The following is a 21,452-nucleotide window of genomic DNA, read 5'->3' on the forward strand; positions in this document are numbered from 1 at the left end:
GGGGGGGGGGGGGGGGGGGGGGGGGGGGGGGGGGGGGGGGGGGGGGCGGGGGGGGTTTTCTACACAACCACTTCAAAATAACAAAATGGCCGCGATATCTCCCGATATCGCGGCCATGATCCTGCATTAAATGTCTGAATCAAAAAGCGGCAGACGCCAGCGAAAATGGTGATTTGCGAGCACCGGAACGGATCGTACCTCTGCATAATCCTTTCACATATTGATGAAAGATAAGATTATGCAGCAACTAAAGTTCATGGCGGCCTTTGCACGTCCTACGGACGTGCGGCGCCATGTGTACGTGAGTACCGGAGCACAGAAAATTGCCATTTGCAGCCAAGTCGGGCGACTTTTAGATCAGACATTCAATCGCACTCCCCAACTGCATCTCATGTTCGCCCTGTTCAGCAGTGCGCCCGACAACATTGAGCACGGTTGACGCGGCATTGCGGGCAGCTTCTGTCAAAGTACTTCCATGCGCCAGATTGGCGGTTAGCAGGCCGGTGAACAGATCGCCGGTCCCCACCGGTACAATCGGCACACGCGGCGAAGTCAGCCTTGTCTCTTCCCCGCCTTCAAACACCACATTCTCCAGTGAGCCATAGGGCGTATCGGGAAACACACAGCCCGTTGCTACTAGTCGCGCATTGTTAAATGCCTGTATCTGACGCACCTTTTCCTTCAAAATATCGAAGGATAAAGCGTCGCTTCCGGTGATCAGCCCGACTTCGAACTGATTGGGTGTCAGAAGATCAGCCAGCGGCACCAGCTCATTGATGATACATTCCATCACCTGATCGGCCACAAATACCCCGAGCCCCGTATCGCCCATCACCGGATCACAAATATAGATGATATCAGGATTGATCTTGCGCGCCCGTTTGACAAAATCCGCCACAACCTCGCCATTGGCACGCGATCCCAGATAGCCGGAAACAATATAACGGCTGGTGCTGATCAGTCCGCGCTCTTCAACCCCGCGCAACAAATCGCTTACCAGTTCCGGTTCCAGAACACGCCCGCGCATAGTTTCATAACCCGGATGGTTGGAGAGTAATGTCGTCGGCACTGCCGCAACATTAAGCCCCCGCGCCTGCATTGGCAGCACCGCAGCACTATTGCCGACATGACCATAAACAACCTGACTCTAGATCGAAATGACCGAGGTCTGCATTGATAACGGGGATGACATCACTTTACTCCTTCTTTGGCAGCGACCAGCGCTTCACGATTCCGCTTCGGCAACTGTCCGTTCAGCAGAATATAGGCAACCAGACCAATCACCAGTCCCCAAAATGCCCCGCCAATACCCAGCAAATTAATATTGGCAGCAGAGGCCAGAAAGGTGATCAATGCCGCTTCACGGGTTTTCGAATCAGCCAGCGCACCTGCCAGACTGCCGCCAATAGTACCGAGCAAAGCAAGACCAGCCAGCGTAGTGATGAATGTTGCCGGAAAAGCCATAAAGACCGCAGCAAGTGTGACACCGAACACACCGACAAGCACATAGAAGCAACCTGCCGCAATACCGGCAATCCAGCGTTTGCGCGGATCTTCATGTGCTTCACGGCCTGTAGCAATCGCAGCCGTAATCGCAGCAATATTAAAAGCATGGGAGCCAAATGGTGCCATGATGAGTGAACCAAGACCGGTGACTGTGACAATCGGATTGGCACTGGTTTTAAAGCCGTCATTCCGCAGCACCAGCATGCCCGGCATATATTGGCCGGTCAGCGTGATGAGGAACAGCGGCAGGGCAACACTCAGCAATGCATTCAGCGAGAAGACCGGCATTGTAAACACCGGAGCCGCAAGCGTGAGGCTCAAATTAGAGAAATCCACCCGCCCCTGTACCAGCAAAAAACCAATGCCAAGCACCAAAATCCCAACTACCGCATAGCGGGCAGTGAAACGCTTGAGCAACACATAAGCCACAATCAGCCCGCCAACGAGCAGCGGATCAATGGTTGCGCCACCAAATGCACCAATACCGAATTGCAGCAAAATACCGGCCAGCAGACCGGAAGCGATACTGGCAGGAATAAGTCGGATCACTTTCTCGAATGTACCGGAAAGCCCCAGCACGACAAAAGCAAGCGCCGAGATAATATAAGCACCGACTGCCTCCGCATAAGGCGTTGTGGCGAGTGCTGTGACCAGAAAGGCCGCCGCCGGTGTTGACCATGCAGTGATAATCGGCTCGCGAAAATGCCAGCTCAGCATCAGCCCCGTTACACCGACACCGATAGACACAGACCAGACCCATGACGCAGTCAGTTCAGGGCTGAGACCGGCAATCTTTGCCGCCTGAAATACGAGAATAAAAGTTCCCCCGTAATTGACAATCACAGAAATCAGCCCTGCAACAATCGGATGGGGCAGATCGCTGAAACGCAACGGAGACGGTGGCGGAATAGTCTGGGTCATAAAGCAGGCTTTCTAATATGGCTGCGGCTCTGCCGGTTCTGTGTAAAAGCAGCAGATTACAGGTTCGTCATGATGCGCTTGACTTTTAACCTGCGAATGGTCTGTTATCTCCATCCACTTATTGCATCGGATCCAGACCAATTGTTCAGGCACTCCCAACTTGAATCTGTCAAAGCATGGATCGGCCATCCGGCGAATGCAGCAATGCCGCTTCATGCACGGATACAGCGCGCTATCCGCCAGCTGATCGTCAACGGGGCTTTGGTTCCGGGAAAACCGCTTCCCGCCTCCCGTGCTTTGGCCGCATCACTGGGCGTATCACGTGATACGATTGAGGCTGCCTACAGCCAGCTTCATGCAGAAGGCTTTATTGAGCGTCGCGTCGGCAGTGGCAGTTTCGTGGCCGAGATGACCGACTTCTCGGCGGGGCGCAGGCTCTCGCAACGCGATGCGCTTGCACGCAATCAGGCACCGAACCTGAGCAAACGCGGCAATGCCATGTTTCGCAGCGGCGGCGTCCGTGAACAGCTGATTCCCCGCCCCTTTGCACCGGGTCTGCCGGAAACCCGCAGCTTTCCGATTCAACTCTGGGAGCGACTGGAACGACAGGTTCTCAAAGAAACCGGCACGCAAGCGCTGCTGCACGGCAATCCGCAAGGCACTGAGCCGCTGCGCCGTGCAATAGCCGATTATGTCAATCTGGAGCGTGGTGCCCGCGCAACGGCCGACCGTGTGCTGGTGCTGACCAGTTCACAACAAGCACTCACGCTTTGTGCCAATATGTTGCTGGATGCAGGCGACAGTATTTTTATAGAAGATCCGGTCTATTACGGCGCGCGCAGAGCTTTTGATGCCGCCGGTCTGATCCCTGTCCCCGTTGCCGTCGACCGACAGGGCATAGTTGCCGAGCATATTCTCGAAGATCCGCTCAGAGCCAAAGCTGTCTTTCTCACCCCATCCCATCAGTTTCCGACCGGTGTAACACTGGCTCTGGACAGGCGTCTGGCCTTGATCGAATGGGCATCCCGTCAGCAAGCATGGATTATCGAAGACGATTATGACAGCGAGTTTCGCTATACCGGCAAGCCCACAGCCTGTGTGCAGGGGCTCGATCCCCATGACCGCACCATCTATATCGGCACTTTTACCAAGTCTCTGTTTCCGGGTTTGCGTATCGGTTACATCGTACTGCCGCCACAACTAGTTAAACCTATGACGACTGCGCGCACTCTGCTCGACGGCCACACAGCATCGCTCACGCAGCTCACCCTTGCCCGTTTTATGGAAGGCGGACATTTCGGTGCCCATATCCGCACCATGCGCAATATCTATGCCGAGCGCCTCGAAGTTCTGACAAAGCTCGTCGGGATACATCTGAGCGAATTTATTGAACCACGTGTGCCGATCGGCGGGTTGCAAATGCCGTGCCTGCTCACTTGCGACCTATCGGAGCGTGCAGCTATTGATGCTGCAAGACGTGTTGGTGTTGAACTGCTGGGGCTCTCCCCGCTTCATGCTTCCGGCACCGGCAGAGCCGGATTTCTGATGGGGTTTGCGGCCTATACGCCAACGGAACTGGAAACCGCCGTTAAAAAACTTAAAACAGCTTTTCAGAACATCAAAATCTGAAATTTCAAATGGCCTGCCCATGAATTCAAAAGTGGCCGGTCCAAGCCAGCCATTTCTATACTATGCTCTGTGTCGTATTTTGCCTGCACTCAAGGCAGCACGACTGAAAGACACATGACATGGATCAGCTGCTCACCACCCTTTCTGCCGAAGATATTGCCCGCTTTGGTGAAACACCCGCAATTCGCTTTGCAGAGAATTTACAGCTGGTTCAGGAGCGTATTGCAGCAGCGGCTTTACGCAGTGGCCGCAAACCGGAAGATGTGCGTCTTCTGCCTGTTACCAAAACAGTACCGGCGCATATTCTGCGCTACGCTTTTGCTGCGGGGATCACTGATTTTGGCGAGAACAAACTTCAGGAAGCCCGCGATAAATGTGAGAAACTCGATGATCTGGCGATTAACTGGAGCATTATCGGCCATCTCCAGACCAATAAGGTCAAATATCTCACACGCTTCGCCACAGAGTTTCATGCGCTCGACAGTATCCGCCTTGCGGAAGAACTGAACCGCCGGCTGGAAAGTGAAAACAAAGATCTGGATGTTTTTGTGCAGGTCAATACATCCGGGGAGATCAGCAAATATGGCCTTCATCCCGATGATCTGCTGCCATTCATTGAGCGTCTGCCGGATTATCCGCGTCTGAAACCGCGCGGCCTCATGACCCTTGCTTTGTTCAGCTCTGATCTTGATAAAGTGCGCCCTTGCTTCCGGCTGCTGCGCAACCTGCGCGATCAAGTGGCACAGCGCCTTTCCGGCATCACCAAACTCTCTATGGGTATGTCCGGCGATTTCGAAGCGGCGATTGAAGAAGGCGCAGATATTGTCCGCGTCGGTCAGGCAATCTTTGGCCCAAGGCCGACTGCGGACGCTTTTTACTGGCCGGGTCTGACAGACACAACACAGGAACCGGCGCAGCCATAGAACAAATTTAAGAAATATAATCAAATACTTAAATTGTTAAACTGTTTCTTTAAACCCATTTTCCGATAGACCATTCTGAAATTTTCCGTTTAATCTGTAAGCGGAAACCGCTCATCCCGACGGTAGCCATCTGTGCATTCGGGGGCACATTGCAGTATGGCCAAACAGCTTCCGCCAGCGGATGATATAAATAATGCTCTGACTGCAGATGAAAGAGAGCATTTACAATATTTTGATGAGGTTGGTGCAGTCCAACAAACCTCGGATCGCTTGTCCATGCTGCATGAACTGGCAGAGAACCAATCTTCACGACCTCCGCAAGACTTTTATATACAGCCACAACAAGTCAAACCTCCGGTCGCAGCAAAGAAGGCCAAACCGCATTATAGCGGTCACCGTCAGCGCCTGCGTGAGCGTTTCAACAATCACGGCGACGAAGTTCTGGCCGATTACGAATTACTGGAGCTTTTGTTGTTTCGCACCATTGCGCGGGCAGATACCAAACCGCTTGCCAAAGCTTTACTCAACCGTTTCGGCAGTTTTGCCGGTGTGCTGGGCGCAGAGCCGCAATTATTGCAGGAAGTCTCCGGCTGCGGTGAAGCCGTCGCGCAGGATATCAAATTGCTCAATGCCTGTGCCCGCCGGTCAGGTAAAAGCGAAATCATGAAAAAGGATATTCTCGATTCATGGAGCAAGGTTATCACCTATTGCATGACCTCTATGGCCTATGAAAACCGCGAGCAATTCCGCATCCTGTTTCTTGATAAGAAAAACCGTCTGATCGCCGATGAAGTGCAGCAAATCGGCACCGTCGATCATACACCGGTCTATCCGCGTGAAGTCATCAAACGGGCATTGGAACTATCTTCTACGGCGCTGATCTTATTCCACAATCATCCATCCGGTGACGCAACACCATCCCGCGCAGATATTGATATGACCAAGGTGATTATCGCAATTGCATCGCCGCTGAATATCGCAGTTCATGATCATATTATCATCGGCAAAGCCGGCCATATCAGCATGCGCGGCCTCGGGCTGATATGAAGAAATAAAACAAAAAATCAGGTTAACCTATTATTAATTATAAATAAAACAATAAGACCGCCTTAACAGAAACATGACATAAACAAACCAAATTGGTCACAATTAACCTGCATAACCGGCTCAAAGGCGCGAGGCTAAAAATGACTCGTGCGCCAGACAAATTTCAAAGATTGCCTCTCATGGCAAATACGGAGCCGGACTATGCGTCACTTTACACTGATCAGCACAGCAGCACTCGCGCTGGCACTTACCCAGGCTTCTGCTTTCGCAGCAGATGCTTTCAATAATGACTATAATTACAACGACAGTTCATCGAGCTATGATGCGCCTGCGACATGGGAAGGTAACTATGTCGGCGCGCATCTCGGCACCACCTCGTCCAAAACACCAAGCCCGTTCTCCAGCCGTACTTCGGCAATGGGCGGCATCGTAGCCGGTAAGAACTTCCAGTCCGGCAACTTCGTTTATGGTGGTGAACTCGAAGGCAACTTCGGTGAAGCGGAACATAAAATTCAGGATGGCGGCCGTCTGCAGCAGTCATGGAGTGGTATAGCCAAGGTTAAAGCCGGTTATGCCATGGACAAGACTCTGGTTTACGGTACAGTCGGTTATGGTCTGACCCGCTTCAAACCAAAAGACAATGTTACATCTGACAGCAAATGGGCTGGTGGCGTACAGATGGGCGTTGGTGTTGAGCAACAGCTCTCCGGCCCGTTCTCTGTCAAAGGAGAGTATAACTACATGCGTCATAATGGTGTAAAAACCAGCGTGAATGACACACGTTATGAAAACAATCTCAAGACCCATACTCTGAAAGCCGGCGTTAATTACCGCTTCTGATTCTTGATTATTTGAACAAAACAAACCGAAGCGCCGTATTTTGCTAAATACGGCGCTTTTTTCATTTTTCCTGATTTTTTGCTAAAATACATTGATTTTATTATAAAAAACAAAAGCTTGAATAAGCGTATCCATTCTGAATATGGATTGTTTTTTCAGCATAGACTTATGCAAATTTTGCATTTATTCGCCTGATTAATGTCAGGATAATAACTTTTTCGATACATTTTCCGCTTTGTCTTCGTCATTTTCGCTGCTTTTTTGTACGCTGCTTTGCGTCGTCGTGACCGGTCAACAGCTAGAGCTTGCCCCGCAGCTTGACTTGAACAGGCTCCCTGATTTTAAAGTTAGGCTGAGGAAATTGGGAATTTAATCATGCAAGCAGTTTTTGACGGCCATAATGATGTGCTGCTTCGTCTTTGGGAAAACCGCAATAAAGGCGAAGATCCGATAAAGGAATTTATCGAGGGAACCACGCAGGGTCATATTGATCTGCCACGCTCCCGCAAAGGCGGTCTTGCCGGTGGTCTGTGCGCAATTTATATTCCCAACCCTGCTACCGGCGAAACTATTTTCGACGAGCCGGACAGCAACGGCCATTATGATACACCTCTGGCCGAACCGATTGACCGCACTTACTCTTTCGATATTGCCAGTGAGTTTATTGACATTGCCTATAAACTTGAACGTGCAGGCGGATGGAAAATCTGCCGTACCGGTCTGGATATCGACAATGCCATAGCAGACGGCGATTTTGCAGCCGTTCTGCATATGGAAGGCTGTGAAGCACTCGACAAGGACCTTAAAGCACTGGAACTGTTCTATCAGGCCGGTTTGCGTTCCCTCGGTCCTGTCTGGAGCCGCCATAATATTTTCGGTCACGGCGTACCGTTTTCCTATCCGATGAGCCCGGATACAGCACCGGGTCTGACCGATGCCGGAAAGGAACTGATTAAGGCCTGTAACAGCCTCGGCATACTGATCGACCTGTCGCATATCACTGAAAAAGGCTTCTGGGATGTGGCCAAACTCAGCAATCAGCCGCTGATTGCCAGCCATTCCAATGCCCATGCCCTGACACCGGTTGCACGCAATCTCACCGACAAACAACTGGATGCAATTGCTGAGAGCAATGGTCTGGTCGGCCTCAACTATGTCACCACCATGCTGCGCGCAGATGGTCAGGTGAATACGGCAACACCGATGAGCGATATGGTGCGCCATATTGATTATCTGGTGAAGAAAGTCGGCATCGATGGTGTGGCTCTCGGCTCGGATTATGACGGCGGCCCGATACCGGAGGGTATTGCGGATGCTGCGGGTACACAAAACCTCGTTCAGGCGCTGCGTGAAGCGGGCTATGGCGAGGATGATCTTGCGAAAATCTGTCGTGAAAACTGGTTGCGTGTGCTGCGCTCCGCCTGGCATGAACACCACTGAGCAATCATAAAAAAGCACAAAAACAATCAGTTGACGACAAGTGTCAGCCTCCTTGCGGAGTCCTGCCATTCAATCATATGATAGATAAAAATCTTTCTGCCGGATTAGGTCGGCAGACAGAAAACAACACGGTGCGATACACGTGTTTTCAGTATCGCAGGCACGTTGAACGGCCAATCATTTGGGATGAAATATGGGGTATATAATGATTAAAAAATCCAACGGGATTAAAACATTAAATCGTTTTGGTTATCTCGCAGCCACCGCCGCTCTGGGCGTATTTGTCAGCGCAGCAGCAGTGCAGGCCGCAACACCGGCCGATACGCTGGTTCTCGGCTGGACATTCGATGACATGATTACGCTGGATCCGGCGGAATCCTTCGAGCTCTCCACCGGTGAAATCCTCGGCAACACCTATGACCGCCTGCTGCGTCTCGACCCGAATGATGCATCCAAGGTCATCGGCGACGTTGCGGAAAGCTGGGAAGTTTCCGAAGACGGTCTGACCTATACTTTCAAAATCCGTGAAGGCCAGAAATTCGCCTCCGGCAACCCGCTGACAGCTGAAGATGTGGCCTACTCACTCATCCGTGCTGTTAAAATCGACAAGAGCCCGTCTTTCATCCTCACCCAGTTCGGTTTCAAGCCGGATAATGTGGAAGAGAAGATCAAGGCAACTGATGCCAATACACTGGTTATCACTGTTGACCAGTCCTATGCGCCAAGCTTCGTGCTGAACTGCCTGACCGCTGACGTGGCATCGGTTGTTGACAAGAAACTGGTTGAAGAAAACGCCAAAGACGGCGATTACGGCTATGGCTGGCTGAAGACCAACTATGCCGGTTCAGGCCCGATGATTGTTCGCGACTGGCGCGCCAATGAAATCGTTGTTCTGGAACGCAATGATAATTACCGTGGCGACAAATCCCCGCTGAAGCGTGCGATTTACCGCTATGTCAAGGAAAGCGCGACCCAGCGTCTTATGCTTGAAAAAGGTGATATCGACGTAGCACGTAACCTTGAGCCGGGCGACATTGATGCGATTGCCAAGACTGAAGGTGTTTCGCTGGCATCCGCACCAAAGGGCACCGTTTATTATTTCAGCCTCAACCAGAAAAATGAAACTCTGGCCAAGCCTGAAGTGCGCGAAGCTCTGAAATATCTCGTTGATTACAGCGCGATTGAATCAACACTGATTAAACATATCGGTGTTCAGCACCAGACATTCCTGCCAAAGGGTCTGCTCGGCGCGTCGGATGAAAAACCGTACAAGCTCGACGTAACCAAGGCTAAGGAATTGCTGGAAAAAGCCGGTCTGAAAGACGGTTTCAACATCACTATGGATGTGCGCTCCAGCCAGCCTGTAACCGGTATTGCTGAATCCATTCAGCAGACTTTTGCTCAGGCCGGCATCAAGATGGAAATCATTCCGGGCGATGGCAAACAGACCCTGACCAAATACCGTGCCCGCAAGCATGATCTCTATATCGGTCAGTGGGGCACAGACTACTGGGATCCGAACACCAATGCGGATACCTTTGCCAGCAATCCTGACAATAAAGACGATGCATCGGCCAAAACACTGGCATGGCGCAACGCGTGGGATATTCCTGAGCTGACCAAGGAAACCAAAGCGGCTGTTCTGGAACGCGACACAGAAAAGCGTACACAGATGTATATCGACCTGCAGAAGAAACTGCTTGATGACGGTCCGTTTGTCATCCTGTTTCAGCAGACTGAAGTTGCCGCTTACCGCAATAATGTCGAAAACTACAAGCTGGGCGTGACCTTCACCACCAACTCTGTCTACGACGTATCGAAGAAATAATACGGTATGAGTGTAACCACTATTACAGCATCCGGGCGCAAAAACGCCCGGATCAGCAAATGGGCTCTCGGGATCGGGAGCTTCTTGCTGGTCGTCATCACAACCTATCTCGGACTGCTGGCTGTGACCTTCTTCATTGGTCGCGTCATTCCGATTGATCCGGTTCTTGCAATTCTCGGTGACCGTGCACCGGCTCATGTTATTGAGCGCACCCGCGAAGAGTTAGGATTAAATCTGCCGATCTGGCAGCAATTCATTATTTATGTTCAAAAAGCCCTGTCCGGCGATTTCGGCATGTCGGTTCTGACCTCCAATCCGGTTATGACTGACATCAAGCGCGTTTTCCCTGCGACAATGGAACTGGCGACAATCGGCACGCTGATCGGCGCGGTCTTCGGCATTCCGCTCGGTGTGCTCGCGGCTGTAAAGCGCGGCAGCTTCATCGATCAGCTGGTGCGTGTTATCGGTCTGTTCGGCTATTCCGTTCCGATTTTCTGGCTCGGCATGATCTGTCTGCTGATTTTCTACGCCAAACTTGGCTGGGTTGCAGGTCCGGGTCGTATTGATGTGGCCTATGAATATACCTTCACGCCGATCACCGGTCTTTATATGCTGGATGCGATTATTCAGCGCCAGTGGGATGCGCTGGGGAATATTCTCTCGCATATCATTCTGCCTGCATCATTGCTCGGTTATTTCTCTTTGGCCTATATCAGCCGCATGACCCGTTCTTTCATGCTCAATGAACTGGATCAGGAATATATCGTTGCAGCGCGTGCAAAGGGCCTGAGCGAAACCAAGATCATCTGGGGTCATGCCCTGCGCAATGCGGCTGTGCCGCTTGTGACTGTGATTGCCCTGTCCTATGCCGGTATGCTGGAAGGCTCGGTTCTGACTGAAACCGTGTTCTCATGGCCGGGTCTTGGTCTGTACATCACCAATTCTCTGCAAAGCGCTGATATGAATGCTGTTCTCGGCGGCACCATTATCATCGGCTCTGTGTTTATTGCCCTTAATCTGCTTTCCGATCTGCTCTATCGGACACTCGACCCACGGACGCGCGCACGATGAGTGAGACAACACTTCCAAAAGAAACATGGCGGGAATGGCTGCTCACTGAGCGTCCGCAATCCCGTGCACAAGCCAAACTCGGCCGTTCCTACATGATCTGGCGCCGTTTTACCGCGAATAAACTTGCGGTACTCGGCCTGATTATCATCGGTCTGCTGGTATTCGTGGCTGCCTTTGCACCATGGCTGGCACCGCATTCACCGGTTTCCGGTGATCTGGCCAATTCACGCCTGCTGCCAATGGGCTCACCGGGCTATCTGCTGGGTACAGACGATCAGGGGCGCGATATTCTCTCCCGCCTGATCTACGGCTCACGCTGGACACTCTATGTTGTGCTGCTGGTTGCTATCCTGTCGGCTCCTGTCGGTCTTCTGGTCGGCACTGTAGCTGGTTATGCCGGTGGCTGGGTTGATGCGCTGCTGATGCGTATTACCGATATTTTCCTTGCCTTCCCGAAGCTCATTCTGGCGCTCGCTTTTGTTGCGGCTCTGGGACCCGGCATTGAAAATGCGGTTATCGCGATTGCGATTACCTCATGGCCGCCTTATGCCCGTATTGCCCGTGCAGAAACACTGACACTGCGCAATTCGGACTATATTTCAGCTGTGAAGCTGATGGGCGCATCCCCTGCCCGTATTGTCATCCGTCATATTATGCCGCTCTGCCTGTCCTCGCTGATCGTTCGTGTGACGCTGGATATGGCCGGTATTATTCTGACCGCTGCCGGTCTTGGCTTCCTGGGTCTCGGTGCTCAGCCGCCGCTTCCTGAATGGGGTGCAATGATTGCTTCCGGCCGTCGCTTCATTCTCGACCAGTGGTGGGTAGCCGCTGTGCCGGGCATGGCCATTCTCATTGTCAGCCTTGGCTTCAACCTGCTTGGTGACGGCCTGCGTGACGCTCTTGATCCGCGAGGCAACAACCAATGAGTGATAAGCTGCTTTATGTTGACGATCTGCGGGTATCATTCCCTACCCGCACCGGCTCGATTGAAGCTGTCCGCGGCGTGTCTTTCACGCTGGGACGTGAGCGTCTGGGTATTGTGGGCGAATCCGGCTCGGGTAAATCCCAGACCGGCCGCGCCATTATGGGGCTGACACCACCCCATGCAAAAATCACTGCCAAGCGTCTGGAATTTGACGGCATTGATCTGCTCGGCATCTCTGCAAAAGAACGCCGTGCTTTGCGCGGCAGCCGCGTGGCCATGGTACTGCAGGATCCGAAATATTCGCTCAATCCGGTTATGACCATTGGTCGCCAGATTATTGAGACGCTTTCGGCTCATGCACCGGTCAAAAAATCCGAAGCCCGTCAAAAGGCTCTGGAGATGCTGGAAGCGGTACAGATCCGTGATCCGGAGCGCGTTTTTGATCTCTATCCGCACGAAGTATCCGGCGGTATGGGACAGCGCGTAATGATCGCGATGATGCTGATTGCTCAGCCTGAACTGCTGATCGCCGATGAGCCGACTTCGGCTCTCGACGTCACCGTTCAGCTTGAAGTGCTTGGTATTCTCGACAAGCTGGTGGCAGACCGCGGAATGGGGCTGATCTTTATCAGCCACGATCTGCGTCTGGTTTCCTCATTCTGCGACCGCGTTATCGTGATGTATGCCGGTCGTATTGTGGAAGAAATTGCTGCCAGTGATCTGGCCAATGCCAAACATCCATATACTCAGGGGCTTCTGAACTGCATGCCTAAGATCGGCGCTGACCGTCATCCGCTGCCAACTCTGCAACGTCAGGCGGAGTGGAGCGTATGACCGGTACCAGTACAAAAACATCTGCCCATCCGGCATTGTTCATTGAAAACCTCAATGTATTGTTCAATGAATTCCACGCGTTGAAAGATGCGTCGATCACGGTTGCTAATGGCTCCTCCTTTGGTCTGGTCGGTGAATCCGGTTCGGGCAAGTCTACACTGCTTCGCGCAGTTGCAGGACTGGCACCAACCTCTTCCGGCAAGATTGAGGTCAACGGTAAGCCAATACCAAACCCGCGTGACAAGGCCTTCTATAACACGGTACAGATGGTGTTTCAGGATCCTTACGGTTCCCTGCACCCGCGCCAGACCGTAGATCGCCTGTTGCTTGAGCCATTGGCTATCCACGGCATCAAAGACACGGAGAAGCGTATTGTCCGTGCATTGGATGAAGTGGGCTTGGGCTCCGGCTTCCGCTTCCGTTATCCGCACCAGCTTTCCGGTGGTCAGCGTCAGCGTATTGCGATTGCACGCGCGCTCATCGTGGAGCCGAGCATTCTGCTGCTGGATGAGCCGACTTCCGCACTTGATGCTTCCGTTCAGGCGGAAGTGCTCAACCTGCTGGAGCAAATCCGTCGTGACCGTAAGCTGACCTTCGTTATGGTCAGCCACGATCTCGCAGTTATCACCCATATGTGTGATGAGCTGGCAGTTATGCAGAATGGTACGATTGTTGAGAAACTCAAAGCTGATGATCTCGCCAAGGGTAATCTGAAAGAAGACTATACCCGCAATCTGATGGTTGCCAGTGAAGGCTTCAAACGCTGATTTTCTTACATCATTAAAAAATCAGGCCGCGTGTCTCACGACCACGGCCTTTTCTTTATTTACACAATGATTTCAGATGGTTAGCACCATTACCGGAATAATTTTCTCAAACAAAAAAGCCGCTCTGTTACAGAGCGGCTTTTTTTGTTTTTTCTCAGCCTACATCATAATTTCACCTTAAACTTGAATCAGTTTAAGGTGAAATTATGATGTAAATATAAAGTGTTAGAGCGACCTTTGTGCGCCCGAAAGGGCGCACGGCGCTCTAAAAAATCAGCTGGCTTTTTTCTGCTTTGCAGCAGCTTTTTTAGCGGGAGCAGCCTTGGCAGGAGTTGCTACAGGTGCTTTTGCAGCAGCTTCATTGGCTGCGCGCTGATCGGCACTCATCGGGCTGGTATCAACAACAGAACGCACGGTACCGTTAGCGCTGATGGTGCAGCGTGCATCACGGGAATCCACTTTCAGGATCACATCCGTATTGCCACCGCCACCCGGGCGGCTGTCTACAGCAGTAACCACGCGCTCCGGAATATAATAGCGGTTAGCCGCTGCTGTAATGCACGGATTAGCCAGTTCAGGCGCTACATTGCTGCGTACGAATTGCGGGAAGCTCGGCATTTGCGAAGCAACCGGAACCGGTGCCTGTGCAGCAGCCGTTGTCGGAGCCGGAGTTGTGTTGGATGTTGTGGTACAGGCGGCAACCAGCGGAGCAAACATTGCCAGAAGTACAAAACGTTTTGCGGAACCTGTGCTGGTGCGCATACCATGCCTCATTCATAAAACAGATGTTATTACTGTGAAATCTTCACTTTTTCTGAGCCGAACCTATTCGCTTTTTCCCAAATGTCGAGTGGCAGCACAGTCACACTGACCAACAATCCTTCATGCTCCACAGTCAAAATGCCCTGTACTGACATTATCCGCAGCAGATTTTACGGCGCCTTGCTGACCAGCCAGTTCAATGCCACCCGCCAGTCTGTCATGCGGATCGGCGTGCCATGATTGCCGCTTTCATAACGATGCATCACTACCGGATATCCGCCCTTTGTTTTGCGCAAGGACCGGTAAAAAGCTTCCTGACTGTCAATCGCAAAAACCGGATCACGACTACCATGGCTTAGGAAAACCGGAACCTTACGTTTAAACGCAACGCTCTTGCGGAACTGGTCATCCCAGAGCGAGCCGAGCAGTGCCAACCCGTCAATCTGCTGCGCCGCCGTTGCATCGGCAGTCAATTGCCAGCACAGCACACCACCTGCAGAGCCACAGGCGACAATCACTCTGGCGCGCGGTGCCTGCTGCTTCATGGCCGCAATCAATCCGGAAATTTCTGAAGTTCCCTTGGCAGCAAAATCCGAAAAATCCGGAGCAAGATAGACACCGCCACCCTGTACCACCAGATTTTTAAGCCGGTTAAAATTACCGCCGAATGTAAAGTCATTCACACCCTGATGGCGGTTGCCGCCTTTACCATGGAGATAGAGCACAATCATGGATGTCTGCGGTGTCAATTTACCAACCTGATAGGTCTTCACCACGCCCGCTGCAGTCGGCACAGCGACATCCTTCTGCTGCGCCCGTATTTTCAGCGAGACATACTTATCCTGTACGCGTTTCTCGACAATGGTATCGCGCCCGTTGATGTCGCGCATTTCATTGTAATCGAGGATGAGATAATTACCGCCATCGGCGCTTTTCAGCACGGTCTGCGCAGAAAACAAGTCATCTTTGAAAGGTTGTAACAGCGGTTGCGCATAAACCGTACCAGAGCAGAATAATCCCGCAGCCAGAACCAGCGCCCCCGCAGGCCGCAATGAAATTTCCAAAACTCCCACTGCAATCTCCCTTTGCAGCCTCCGGTATTCTCATAATAAAAATACCCGCGCGCAGAGTGCTGCGCACGGGCTTTTTTGTCAAACCAAGTCTCGTTTAATTAACAGGCTTCAGATTTTGAGCTGATGATAAGAGCGGTTGAGATAAACCAGCGCTTCATTGCCTTCGGCCTGCGACTGTTCCGCAGAAATCTGCCGTAAGGCCAGCACTTCCCCGAACAGAACATGGTGCGTGGCATGATCCTGACGCGAGATGATCTTGCAATCGAGACTTGCCAGTGCGCCTTTGAGAACCGGCGAACCTGTCGCCATGACATCCCATTCACCTAAGGCAAAACGATCTTCCATAGTCAGATGATTACGGCCGGCAAAAGCCTCCGCGATATCTTTTTGCCCCGCATGAAGCACATTAAAAGCAAAAACACCATTTTCAATAAACATCAGATTATCAGTATGGACGCGCTGCAGGCAGATCAGAATGGTCGCCGGATTATCCGATACGGAACAACCGGCAGAAAGCGTCAGAGCCCGGCGTCCGGCCGGACCGTCAGTCGTCACAATATTCACAGCACCGGCAAACTGGCTCATCGCATTGCGATAGTTCAGCGGATCCACAGCCTGATTTGTCGTCACAATAGACTTTACCATATTCATTTATATCGCTCTGCCAGTGCACCACTATAAAATGCGTATAAGATTTCAACACCCTCTTACACGTCCGGTGCCCACTTTACAGTACCATCTCTTCAATTTGAGTAATCAAATGACAGTGAGGACTGTCGTTTAGCTCTATAAAAGCAGAATTCTAAAGGCGACAACAGAAAATCAGCACAGTTACGTAGGTGTGGCCAGTACAAGTTTAAGTATCTGAATCAAAAAGCGACTGACACAAGCGAAAATGGTGATTTTTGAGCATCCGCACGGGGCGTACTTAATATACGAGAGTACGGAAGCGGAGAAAATTGCCATTTGCAGCCAAGTCAGGCGGTTTTGGATCAGATACTAAGCCATTGCAAGCAGATGCAGAACACACTACCTCTGAGATCAGAATTTTCTTATTAAGGTTGAACCCGTATCTCATGAGACTTGCCGCCAAGCTTTACTGTCTTTGTACCGGACTATCAGCGCTGATCATGAGCACCGCTCACGGCCAGACACAGGCTGATAATTCTCCCCTGCAAATCGGTATTGTTGCACCGTTTGAGGGGCCCTATGCCACTCTGGCAAAACAGATCATGCTTGGTGCAGAAGCGGCTAAAATACAAAACCAATATCCCGTCAGTCTTGTCTATATGCAGGAATATTGTAAAGCGGATCAGGATGCCGCCACAGCCGAGAAACTCAGACAGGCAAAAGTCAAAGTCGTTATCGGCTATTTGTGCAGTGAATCGCTTGAAGGTGCGGCACCGGTACTGGCACGAGACGGCATAGCCATTCTCAGTCTCGGCAGTCGCCAGCCAACAATTCTTGAGCAGGAAACCAGACAGAATTTCGGCATTTTCCGGTTGCAGCCGGATCGTAAACTTGCGGCGGCAGTTCTCGCGGATAAGCTCGCCCCTCTCTGGCGCACCGCTCCTTTTGCTCTTATTGAAGACGGAACCGTGCAGGGTCGTGATTTTGCGCGCAATACCCAGCAGGCTTTCAAATCCCGTGGTCTTGAACCGGCATTGACCGACACTTACCGTCCGTCGCAAACCTCGCAAAATGCTTTAATCTCACAGTTAAAACGTGCCGGTATCAACCATATTCTGCTTGGCGGTGAAGGGAATGATGCTTCGGTTATTGCCCGCAGTGCAGCAGCAGCAAACTGGCCTCTGACAATTGCAGGCAGTGAAACATTTCTGCGCATTGATCCGCAAACCCCTTTGCCATCAGGGCTGCTGATGAGCGCTATTCCTGAAGGAGCAACACAGGCTCCGGCAGAAAGTGCAGTTAAAGCCATTACCGCTATGGCTGAAAAGCAACCGGATACGCAGGACATACTGGCTGACGGCTATGCATTACCGGCCTATAGCGCCCTGCAAATTGCCGCGCAGATACTGACTGATCCGTCAGAAACGCAAAAAAACGCTGCCGATCTTTTATATGCAACCCGCTTTGAAACAGCCGGCGGCACCGTCAGCTTTACACCTGCAGGATTGCGACGGGAAAATCCCTACCGGCTGATGCGCTTTAACGGCAAGGGTTTTGAAGCGGTACAATAAAATCAAAATGGGAAAACCCAAATGGGGGGACAGAAAATGACAAAGCCGCTGAGCCACAGCCACAACACCACTGTTTCCGGCCCGCGAAATCTGATTACGGATGTGGCAGGGCTACGGGTTGGCAATGCGCAGGACGAGCATATCAAAACCGGAGTCACGACTATTCTCTGCGACCGTCAAACCACTGCTGCGGTGCAAGTGCTGGGCGGTGCGCCCGGAGCACGAGAAACTGATCTGCTGGAGCCCCATAATACCGTGCAAAGCGTGAATGCGATTGTACTTTCCGGCGGGTCGGCATTCGGTCTGGATTCGGCCTCCGGTGTGCAGGCTTACTTGCGCGAGAGAAAAATCGGTTTTGAAGCGGCAGGCCATCATATTCCGATTGTCCCCTCGGCCATTCTCTTTGACATGCATAATGGCGGCAATAAAGACTGGGGGCGTTACCCGCCCTATCGCGAGCTTGGCTATCTGGCCGCGGAAAATGCGGCAGAAGAATTTGAACTTGGCAGTTATGGTGCCGGTGCCGGTGCTCTGGTCGCCGGTTTCAAAGGCGGACTTGGCTCCGCCTCCCACAGACTGCCGAATGGCATGACCATGGGCGCACTGGTTGCCGTCAATGCTGTCGGCTCTGTCACTGTGGGTGATACAAAGCATTTCTGGGCTGCACCGTTTGAACAGGATAATGAGTTCGGCGGTATTGGTTACCCCTCACCTATGCCTGCGAATGCAACAGACCTGCGCATCAAATTCCGCGACAATGACACTGCACTGCCGCCTGCGGCCAACACCACCATCGGCACCATTGCCACCGATGCGGTTTTAACTAAAGCGCAGGCCAAGCGTCTGGCGATTGCCGCCCATGACGGCTACTCGCGCGCGATCTGGCCGGCGCATACACCATTTGACGGCGATCTGATCTTTGCACTCGCTACCGGTGCCAGCGGCATTGAACCCTCGGTTGAAGATTTTATCGATCTTTGTGCCGCCGCGGCTTCAACCATGGCACGCGCTGTAGCACGCGGAGTTTATCATGCTGCACCGAGAGAAAATGACCTGTTCTCGTGCTGGAGTTCGAGCGGAGAATAAATAAAAAGCGCGCCGGTCGGGGCGCGCTCTGTTTCTCGGTTTAGCATCCCGTTATGGGATTGTGCTTAATCTTCAACCTGTCCGCTGTTCTGGCGGCGCTCAAACAGCTCTTCCGGTGTAACATTCAGCTGCTCAACCACACGGGCAATCAATGCACTTTCCGCCGGATGAATTTCATTATCCGCTTTTGCAATGGTCAGCAGATGTCCGACAAGTGACTGACGGCGTTCCGGCACCATTTCACTGAACAAAGCAGCGGCCTGTGTACTGGTCGTCTCATAGGAGAATGTTTTCAGATAATCTGCCACTTCAGGCAGTTCTTCCGGCTTGATATCAAAATCATGCTGCATGATGTGCAATAATGCATTCATTTCAGCCTGATTTTTCTGTCCGTCCGCAAAAACCAGCCGCACCAGCAGAAGCAATTCGGAAACAAGAGCCGGATCCTCCGACAGGCGCTGCACAGCAGTCTTTTTGCTCAGATAAGCGCTGATACGCTCAAAAATCGTTTCACTCATCATCGTCCCCGAAAAACGCAAGTCTTTTAAGAAATGCAGTGTTGGCAAGACTGCGGCCAAATGACAAGCCCTGCCTCGCAACTCTTTAGAAATAAGACAAACATAGAGCATAATTTCTTAAATCTGGATCAGTTTAAGGTAGAATTATGCTCTGCTTTAAAGGTGTTAGAACGAGTTTTGTGGCCCGAACGGGCGCACGGCACTCTCAATAAACAATCCCGTTATTGTTATGCCCCATCTTGCACCTCTATCCGGCAGTCTTTATGAATTGCTCCCAACATAAAAGCCCGCCGCCTGCTTTGCCCCTCTCCGCAAGACCCGCTGCACAGTTCTGAACGGTTCCCCCATGTTCGCGTCTATGACCGCCTCCATTGATTCCCTGCTTTTGCTGCTCGCTCTCGCCGGTTTTATTGCCGGTTTTATTGACGCTATTGCAGGCGGCGGCGGCATGATTACTGTTCCGGCATTGATGCTGGCCGGTATTCCCCCTGTTGAGGCACTGGGCACCAACAAGTTGCAATCGCTGTTCGGCTCGTCTTCCGCAACCCTGTCCTATGCGCGCAAAGGCCACGTCAATATCAAGGAGCAATTGCCGCAAGCTTTAATGTCCGGTCTCGGTGCTGTGCTTGGTGCACTGCTGGCTACCTATATTCCGGGTGATTTTCTCTATGGTTTGCTCCCTGTTCTGCTGATTGCCATCGCCATTTACTTCGCCCTGAAACCCAATGCAGGCGATGTCAGTCGCGTTCAGCGCATGAAACCGTTTCTCTTCGGCGTAACCATCGTACCGCTGATCGGGTTTTATGACGGCTTGTTTGGCCCTGGCACCGGCTCATTCTTCATGCTGTGCTTTGTGTCGCTGGCGGGCTATGGCCTGCTCAAAGCAACAGCCCATACAAAATTGCTGAACTTTGCCTCGAATTTCGGCAGTTTCCTGACTTTTCTGGCTTTTGGTGCGATCAACTGGAAAATCGGTCTGGTTATGGGTGTCGCCCAAATGTTCGGCGCCACAGCCGGTGCCCATCTGGCAATGCGCGTCGGCGCAGGTCTCATCAAGCCATTGCTGATTATTACCTGTGTTCTGTTGACAATCCGCCTGCTGATGGAGCCAAGCAATCCGCTGCGTCTGTGGTTCGGATTTTAAACTTTTAAGGTCAGCAAAATAACGCCGCCTGCGATCATCACCACACCGGCCCAGTTTATCGCGGAGAGCTTTTCGCCGAGGAAAATCACGCCAAAAATTGCCACCATAATGATTGAAAGCTTGTCTACCGGCGCAACACGCGCAGCATCCCCGATTTTAAGTGCACGAAAATAAGCGATCCATGACGCGCCAGTTGCCAGTCCTGACAGAACCAGAGACAACCAGCTCTTTGCCGAAATATCAGATGTTTTCTGCCATTGCCCGCTGATTGTGAGAAACAGACACAAGGCTGCGATAATCACCAATGTACGGATAAAGGTCGCAAAATCCGAATTAATTCCGGCAATACCCAGCTTGGCAAAAATTGCTGTCAGTGCCGCAAATGCAGCTGATACCAGCGCCCAGAATTGCCAGCTTTCCGTCATTGTCTGTTCCTTAACTTTATCTTCTGCGTTTCTTGTAAATAATCTTCTGAGTTTTCAGATGCTGCAAACAATAATATCCGTACAGCTCATCATTTAATGTATTGCACAATAGAAATAATCTGCATCCTGAGAGAAAAACAATCAAAAAAACTGCATATTTACCACCCGTTAAACTCTTGATAACCGAACGGTAACGATGTGTGTTTAAAAGAGTGGATAAGAGACGTTTATGTCTCCCGCTCCGGATCAGGTACTGCGTACCGGAGTTGTATTTTATCTGCCGCGTTGAGTGAGGCAGATAAGCCAAGCGTATTTTGGCAATCACCGCGCAAGCTTAAAAGCGATAGCGCGGTTTTTGCCGTATCTGCACTATATGCGCCACAGCAGCAGGTCTGCACCTGTATTTCCCCGTTCCAAATTTTGATAAATCCGCCTCGCCTGTTATGCCAGAGCGAACTATTTCGCGCCTGAGGTACCGACGGCTTACAACATCTAAAAACTTCTTTATTATC

General features: G+C 51.7%; 19 protein-coding genes and 1 pseudogene. 13 read left to right on the top strand and 7 right to left on the bottom strand.

Translation table 11 applies throughout. The features are described from left to right. Positions 1–352 precede the first annotated feature (352 nt). Positions 353–1,192, bottom strand: a pseudogene (gene pdxY, locus HBA93_RS15620) (pyridoxal kinase). Further along, complete coding sequence (locus tag HBA93_RS15625; protein WP_221723857.1) at positions 1,192–2,427, bottom strand: benzoate/H(+) symporter BenE family transporter; 1,236 nt, start codon at positions 2,425–2,427, stop codon at positions 1,192–1,194. The pseudogene pdxY and the gene HBA93_RS15625 overlap by 1 nt, the downstream one beginning before the upstream one ends. Before the next feature lie 141 nt (positions 2,428–2,568). Here HBA93_RS15625 and pdxR point away from each other — a divergent pair, with 141 nt between their 5' ends. The 10 genes from pdxR (at position 2,569) to HBA93_RS15675 (ending at position 13,731) form a co-directional block, all read left to right on the top strand. Beyond that, positions 2,569–4,056: a MocR-like pyridoxine biosynthesis transcription factor PdxR gene (pdxR, locus tag HBA93_RS15630; protein ID WP_221723858.1), complete on the top strand. Its 1,488-nt coding sequence runs from the start codon at positions 2,569–2,571 to the stop codon at positions 4,054–4,056. A gap of 119 nt (positions 4,057–4,175) precedes the next feature. Continuing rightward, the gene (locus HBA93_RS15635; RefSeq protein WP_221723859.1) at positions 4,176–4,979 is read left to right on the top strand and encodes a YggS family pyridoxal phosphate-dependent enzyme; all 804 of its coding nucleotides are present in this window, start codon (positions 4,176–4,178) and stop codon (positions 4,977–4,979) included. Positions 4,980–5,255: 276 nt separating this feature from the next. Next, entirely contained in the window at positions 5,256–6,026 is a 771-nt protein-coding gene (gene radC, locus HBA93_RS15640) for a RadC family protein (protein WP_221723877.1), read from the top strand. Between the two features lie 201 nt (positions 6,027–6,227). Further along, positions 6,228–6,866, top strand: a complete 639-nt coding sequence (locus HBA93_RS15645; RefSeq protein ID WP_121991376.1) for an outer membrane protein — start codon at positions 6,228–6,230, stop codon at positions 6,864–6,866. A gap of 375 nt (positions 6,867–7,241) precedes the next feature. Further along, positions 7,242–8,306 carry a dipeptidase gene (locus HBA93_RS15650; protein ID WP_221723860.1) on the top strand — a complete coding sequence of 355 codons (1,065 nt, stop codon included), beginning with the start codon at positions 7,242–7,244 and terminating at the stop codon, positions 8,304–8,306. A 205-nt stretch (positions 8,307–8,511) separates the two neighbouring features. Next, positions 8,512–10,134 carry an ABC transporter substrate-binding protein gene (locus tag HBA93_RS15655; protein ID WP_221723861.1) on the top strand — a complete coding sequence of 541 codons (1,623 nt, stop codon included), beginning with the start codon at positions 8,512–8,514 and terminating at the stop codon, positions 10,132–10,134. Positions 10,135–10,140: 6 nt separating this feature from the next. Then, the gene (locus HBA93_RS15660) at positions 10,141–11,205 is read left to right on the top strand and encodes an ABC transporter permease (protein WP_022710893.1); all 1,065 of its coding nucleotides are present in this window, start codon (positions 10,141–10,143) and stop codon (positions 11,203–11,205) included. Further along, positions 11,202–12,131 carry an ABC transporter permease gene (locus HBA93_RS15665; protein ID WP_022710892.1) on the top strand — a complete coding sequence of 310 codons (930 nt, stop codon included), beginning with the start codon at positions 11,202–11,204 and terminating at the stop codon, positions 12,129–12,131. The genes HBA93_RS15660 and HBA93_RS15665 overlap by 4 nt, the downstream gene beginning before the upstream one ends. Next, positions 12,128–12,964 (top strand): ABC transporter ATP-binding protein, encoded by an 837-nt coding sequence (locus HBA93_RS15670; protein WP_022710891.1) that lies wholly within the window; start codon positions 12,128–12,130, stop codon positions 12,962–12,964. Before HBA93_RS15665 ends, HBA93_RS15670 begins: the two co-directional genes overlap by 4 nt. Continuing rightward, a complete protein-coding gene (locus HBA93_RS15675) occupies positions 12,961–13,731 on the top strand; it encodes an ABC transporter ATP-binding protein (protein WP_121991379.1) in 771 nt (256 codons plus the stop codon). The genes HBA93_RS15670 and HBA93_RS15675 overlap by 4 nt, the downstream gene beginning before the upstream one ends. Positions 13,732–14,004: 273 nt before the next feature. On the opposite strand, the gene HBA93_RS15680 is transcribed toward HBA93_RS15675, so the two are convergent. The 3 genes from HBA93_RS15680 to HBA93_RS15690 form a co-directional block, all read right to left on the bottom strand. Further along, entirely contained in the window at positions 14,005–14,493 is a 489-nt protein-coding gene (locus HBA93_RS15680) for a hypothetical protein (protein ID WP_286201979.1), read from the bottom strand. 170 nt (positions 14,494–14,663) lie between these two features. Further along, positions 14,664–15,566 (bottom strand): alpha/beta hydrolase, encoded by a 903-nt coding sequence (locus HBA93_RS15685; protein WP_221723862.1) that lies wholly within the window; start codon positions 15,564–15,566, stop codon positions 14,664–14,666. Between the two features lie 108 nt (positions 15,567–15,674). Beyond that, complete coding sequence (locus tag HBA93_RS15690) at positions 15,675–16,217, bottom strand: flavin reductase family protein (protein ID WP_121991380.1); 543 nt, start codon at positions 16,215–16,217, stop codon at positions 15,675–15,677. Between the two features lie 479 nt (positions 16,218–16,696). Between HBA93_RS15690 and HBA93_RS15695 the strand changes: the two genes are divergently transcribed. Further along, the gene (locus tag HBA93_RS15695; RefSeq protein ID WP_221723863.1) at positions 16,697–17,767 is read left to right on the top strand and encodes an ABC transporter substrate-binding protein; all 1,071 of its coding nucleotides are present in this window, start codon (positions 16,697–16,699) and stop codon (positions 17,765–17,767) included. A 36-nt stretch (positions 17,768–17,803) separates the two neighbouring features. Then, positions 17,804–18,853 carry a P1 family peptidase gene (locus HBA93_RS15700; protein WP_221723864.1) on the top strand — a complete coding sequence of 350 codons (1,050 nt, stop codon included), beginning with the start codon at positions 17,804–17,806 and terminating at the stop codon, positions 18,851–18,853. Between the two features lie 65 nt (positions 18,854–18,918). Here the strand turns inward: HBA93_RS15700 and HBA93_RS15705 are convergent, their stop codons facing one another. Beyond that, on the bottom strand, positions 18,919–19,371 hold the full coding sequence (locus tag HBA93_RS15705) for a tellurite resistance TerB family protein (RefSeq protein WP_122094336.1): 453 nt from the start codon (positions 19,369–19,371) through the stop codon (positions 18,919–18,921). A gap of 358 nt (positions 19,372–19,729) precedes the next feature. On the opposite strand from HBA93_RS15705, the gene HBA93_RS15710 reads away from it, so the two are divergent. Further along, positions 19,730–20,515: a TSUP family transporter gene (locus HBA93_RS15710; RefSeq protein ID WP_221723879.1), complete on the top strand. Its 786-nt coding sequence runs from the start codon at positions 19,730–19,732 to the stop codon at positions 20,513–20,515. Here HBA93_RS15710 and HBA93_RS15715 read toward each other — a convergent pair. Then, entirely contained in the window at positions 20,512–20,940 is a 429-nt protein-coding gene (locus HBA93_RS15715) for an EamA family transporter (RefSeq protein ID WP_221723865.1), read from the bottom strand. The genes HBA93_RS15710 and HBA93_RS15715 overlap by 4 nt on opposite strands. Positions 20,941–21,452 lie beyond the last annotated feature (512 nt).

The organism is Ochrobactrum sp. SFR4, from assembly GCF_019730395.1.
Classification (GTDB): domain Bacteria; phylum Pseudomonadota; class Alphaproteobacteria; order Rhizobiales; family Rhizobiaceae; genus Pseudochrobactrum.

Bases quoted from the DNA above. Each gene is read 5' to 3' on its own strand.
- HBA93_RS15705 (WP_122094336.1), bottom strand. From the start codon at position 19,371: ATGAGTGAAACGATTTTTGAGCGTATCAGCGCTTATCTGAGCAAAAAG.
- HBA93_RS15675 (WP_121991379.1), top strand. From the start codon at position 12,961: ATGACCGGTACCAGTACAAAAACATCTGCCCATCCGGCATTGTTCATT.
- HBA93_RS15650 (WP_221723860.1), top strand. From the start codon at position 7,242: ATGCAAGCAGTTTTTGACGGCCATAATGATGTGCTGCTTCGTCTTTGG.
- HBA93_RS15635 (WP_221723859.1), top strand. From the start codon at position 4,176: ATGGATCAGCTGCTCACCACCCTTTCTGCCGAAGATATTGCCCGCTTT.
- HBA93_RS15645 (WP_121991376.1), top strand. From the start codon at position 6,228: ATGCGTCACTTTACACTGATCAGCACAGCAGCACTCGCGCTGGCACTT.
- HBA93_RS15670 (WP_022710891.1), top strand. From the start codon at position 12,128: ATGAGTGATAAGCTGCTTTATGTTGACGATCTGCGGGTATCATTCCCT.
- HBA93_RS15690 (WP_121991380.1), bottom strand. From the start codon at position 16,217: ATGAATATGGTAAAGTCTATTGTGACGACAAATCAGGCTGTGGATCCG.
- HBA93_RS15710 (WP_221723879.1), top strand. From the start codon at position 19,730: ATGACCGCCTCCATTGATTCCCTGCTTTTGCTGCTCGCTCTCGCCGGT.
- HBA93_RS15695 (WP_221723863.1), top strand. From the start codon at position 16,697: ATGAGCACCGCTCACGGCCAGACACAGGCTGATAATTCTCCCCTGCAA.
- HBA93_RS15700 (WP_221723864.1), top strand. From the start codon at position 17,804: ATGACAAAGCCGCTGAGCCACAGCCACAACACCACTGTTTCCGGCCCG.
- HBA93_RS15655 (WP_221723861.1), top strand. From the start codon at position 8,512: ATGATTAAAAAATCCAACGGGATTAAAACATTAAATCGTTTTGGTTAT.
- HBA93_RS15715 (WP_221723865.1), bottom strand. From the start codon at position 20,940: ATGACGGAAAGCTGGCAATTCTGGGCGCTGGTATCAGCTGCATTTGCG.
- HBA93_RS15665 (WP_022710892.1), top strand. From the start codon at position 11,202: ATGAGTGAGACAACACTTCCAAAAGAAACATGGCGGGAATGGCTGCTC.
- HBA93_RS15680 (WP_286201979.1), bottom strand. From the start codon at position 14,493: ATGCGCACCAGCACAGGTTCCGCAAAACGTTTTGTACTTCTGGCAATG.
- radC (WP_221723877.1), top strand. From the start codon at position 5,256: ATGCTGCATGAACTGGCAGAGAACCAATCTTCACGACCTCCGCAAGAC.
- HBA93_RS15660 (WP_022710893.1), top strand. From the start codon at position 10,141: ATGAGTGTAACCACTATTACAGCATCCGGGCGCAAAAACGCCCGGATC.
- HBA93_RS15625 (WP_221723857.1), bottom strand. From the start codon at position 2,427: ATGACCCAGACTATTCCGCCACCGTCTCCGTTGCGTTTCAGCGATCTG.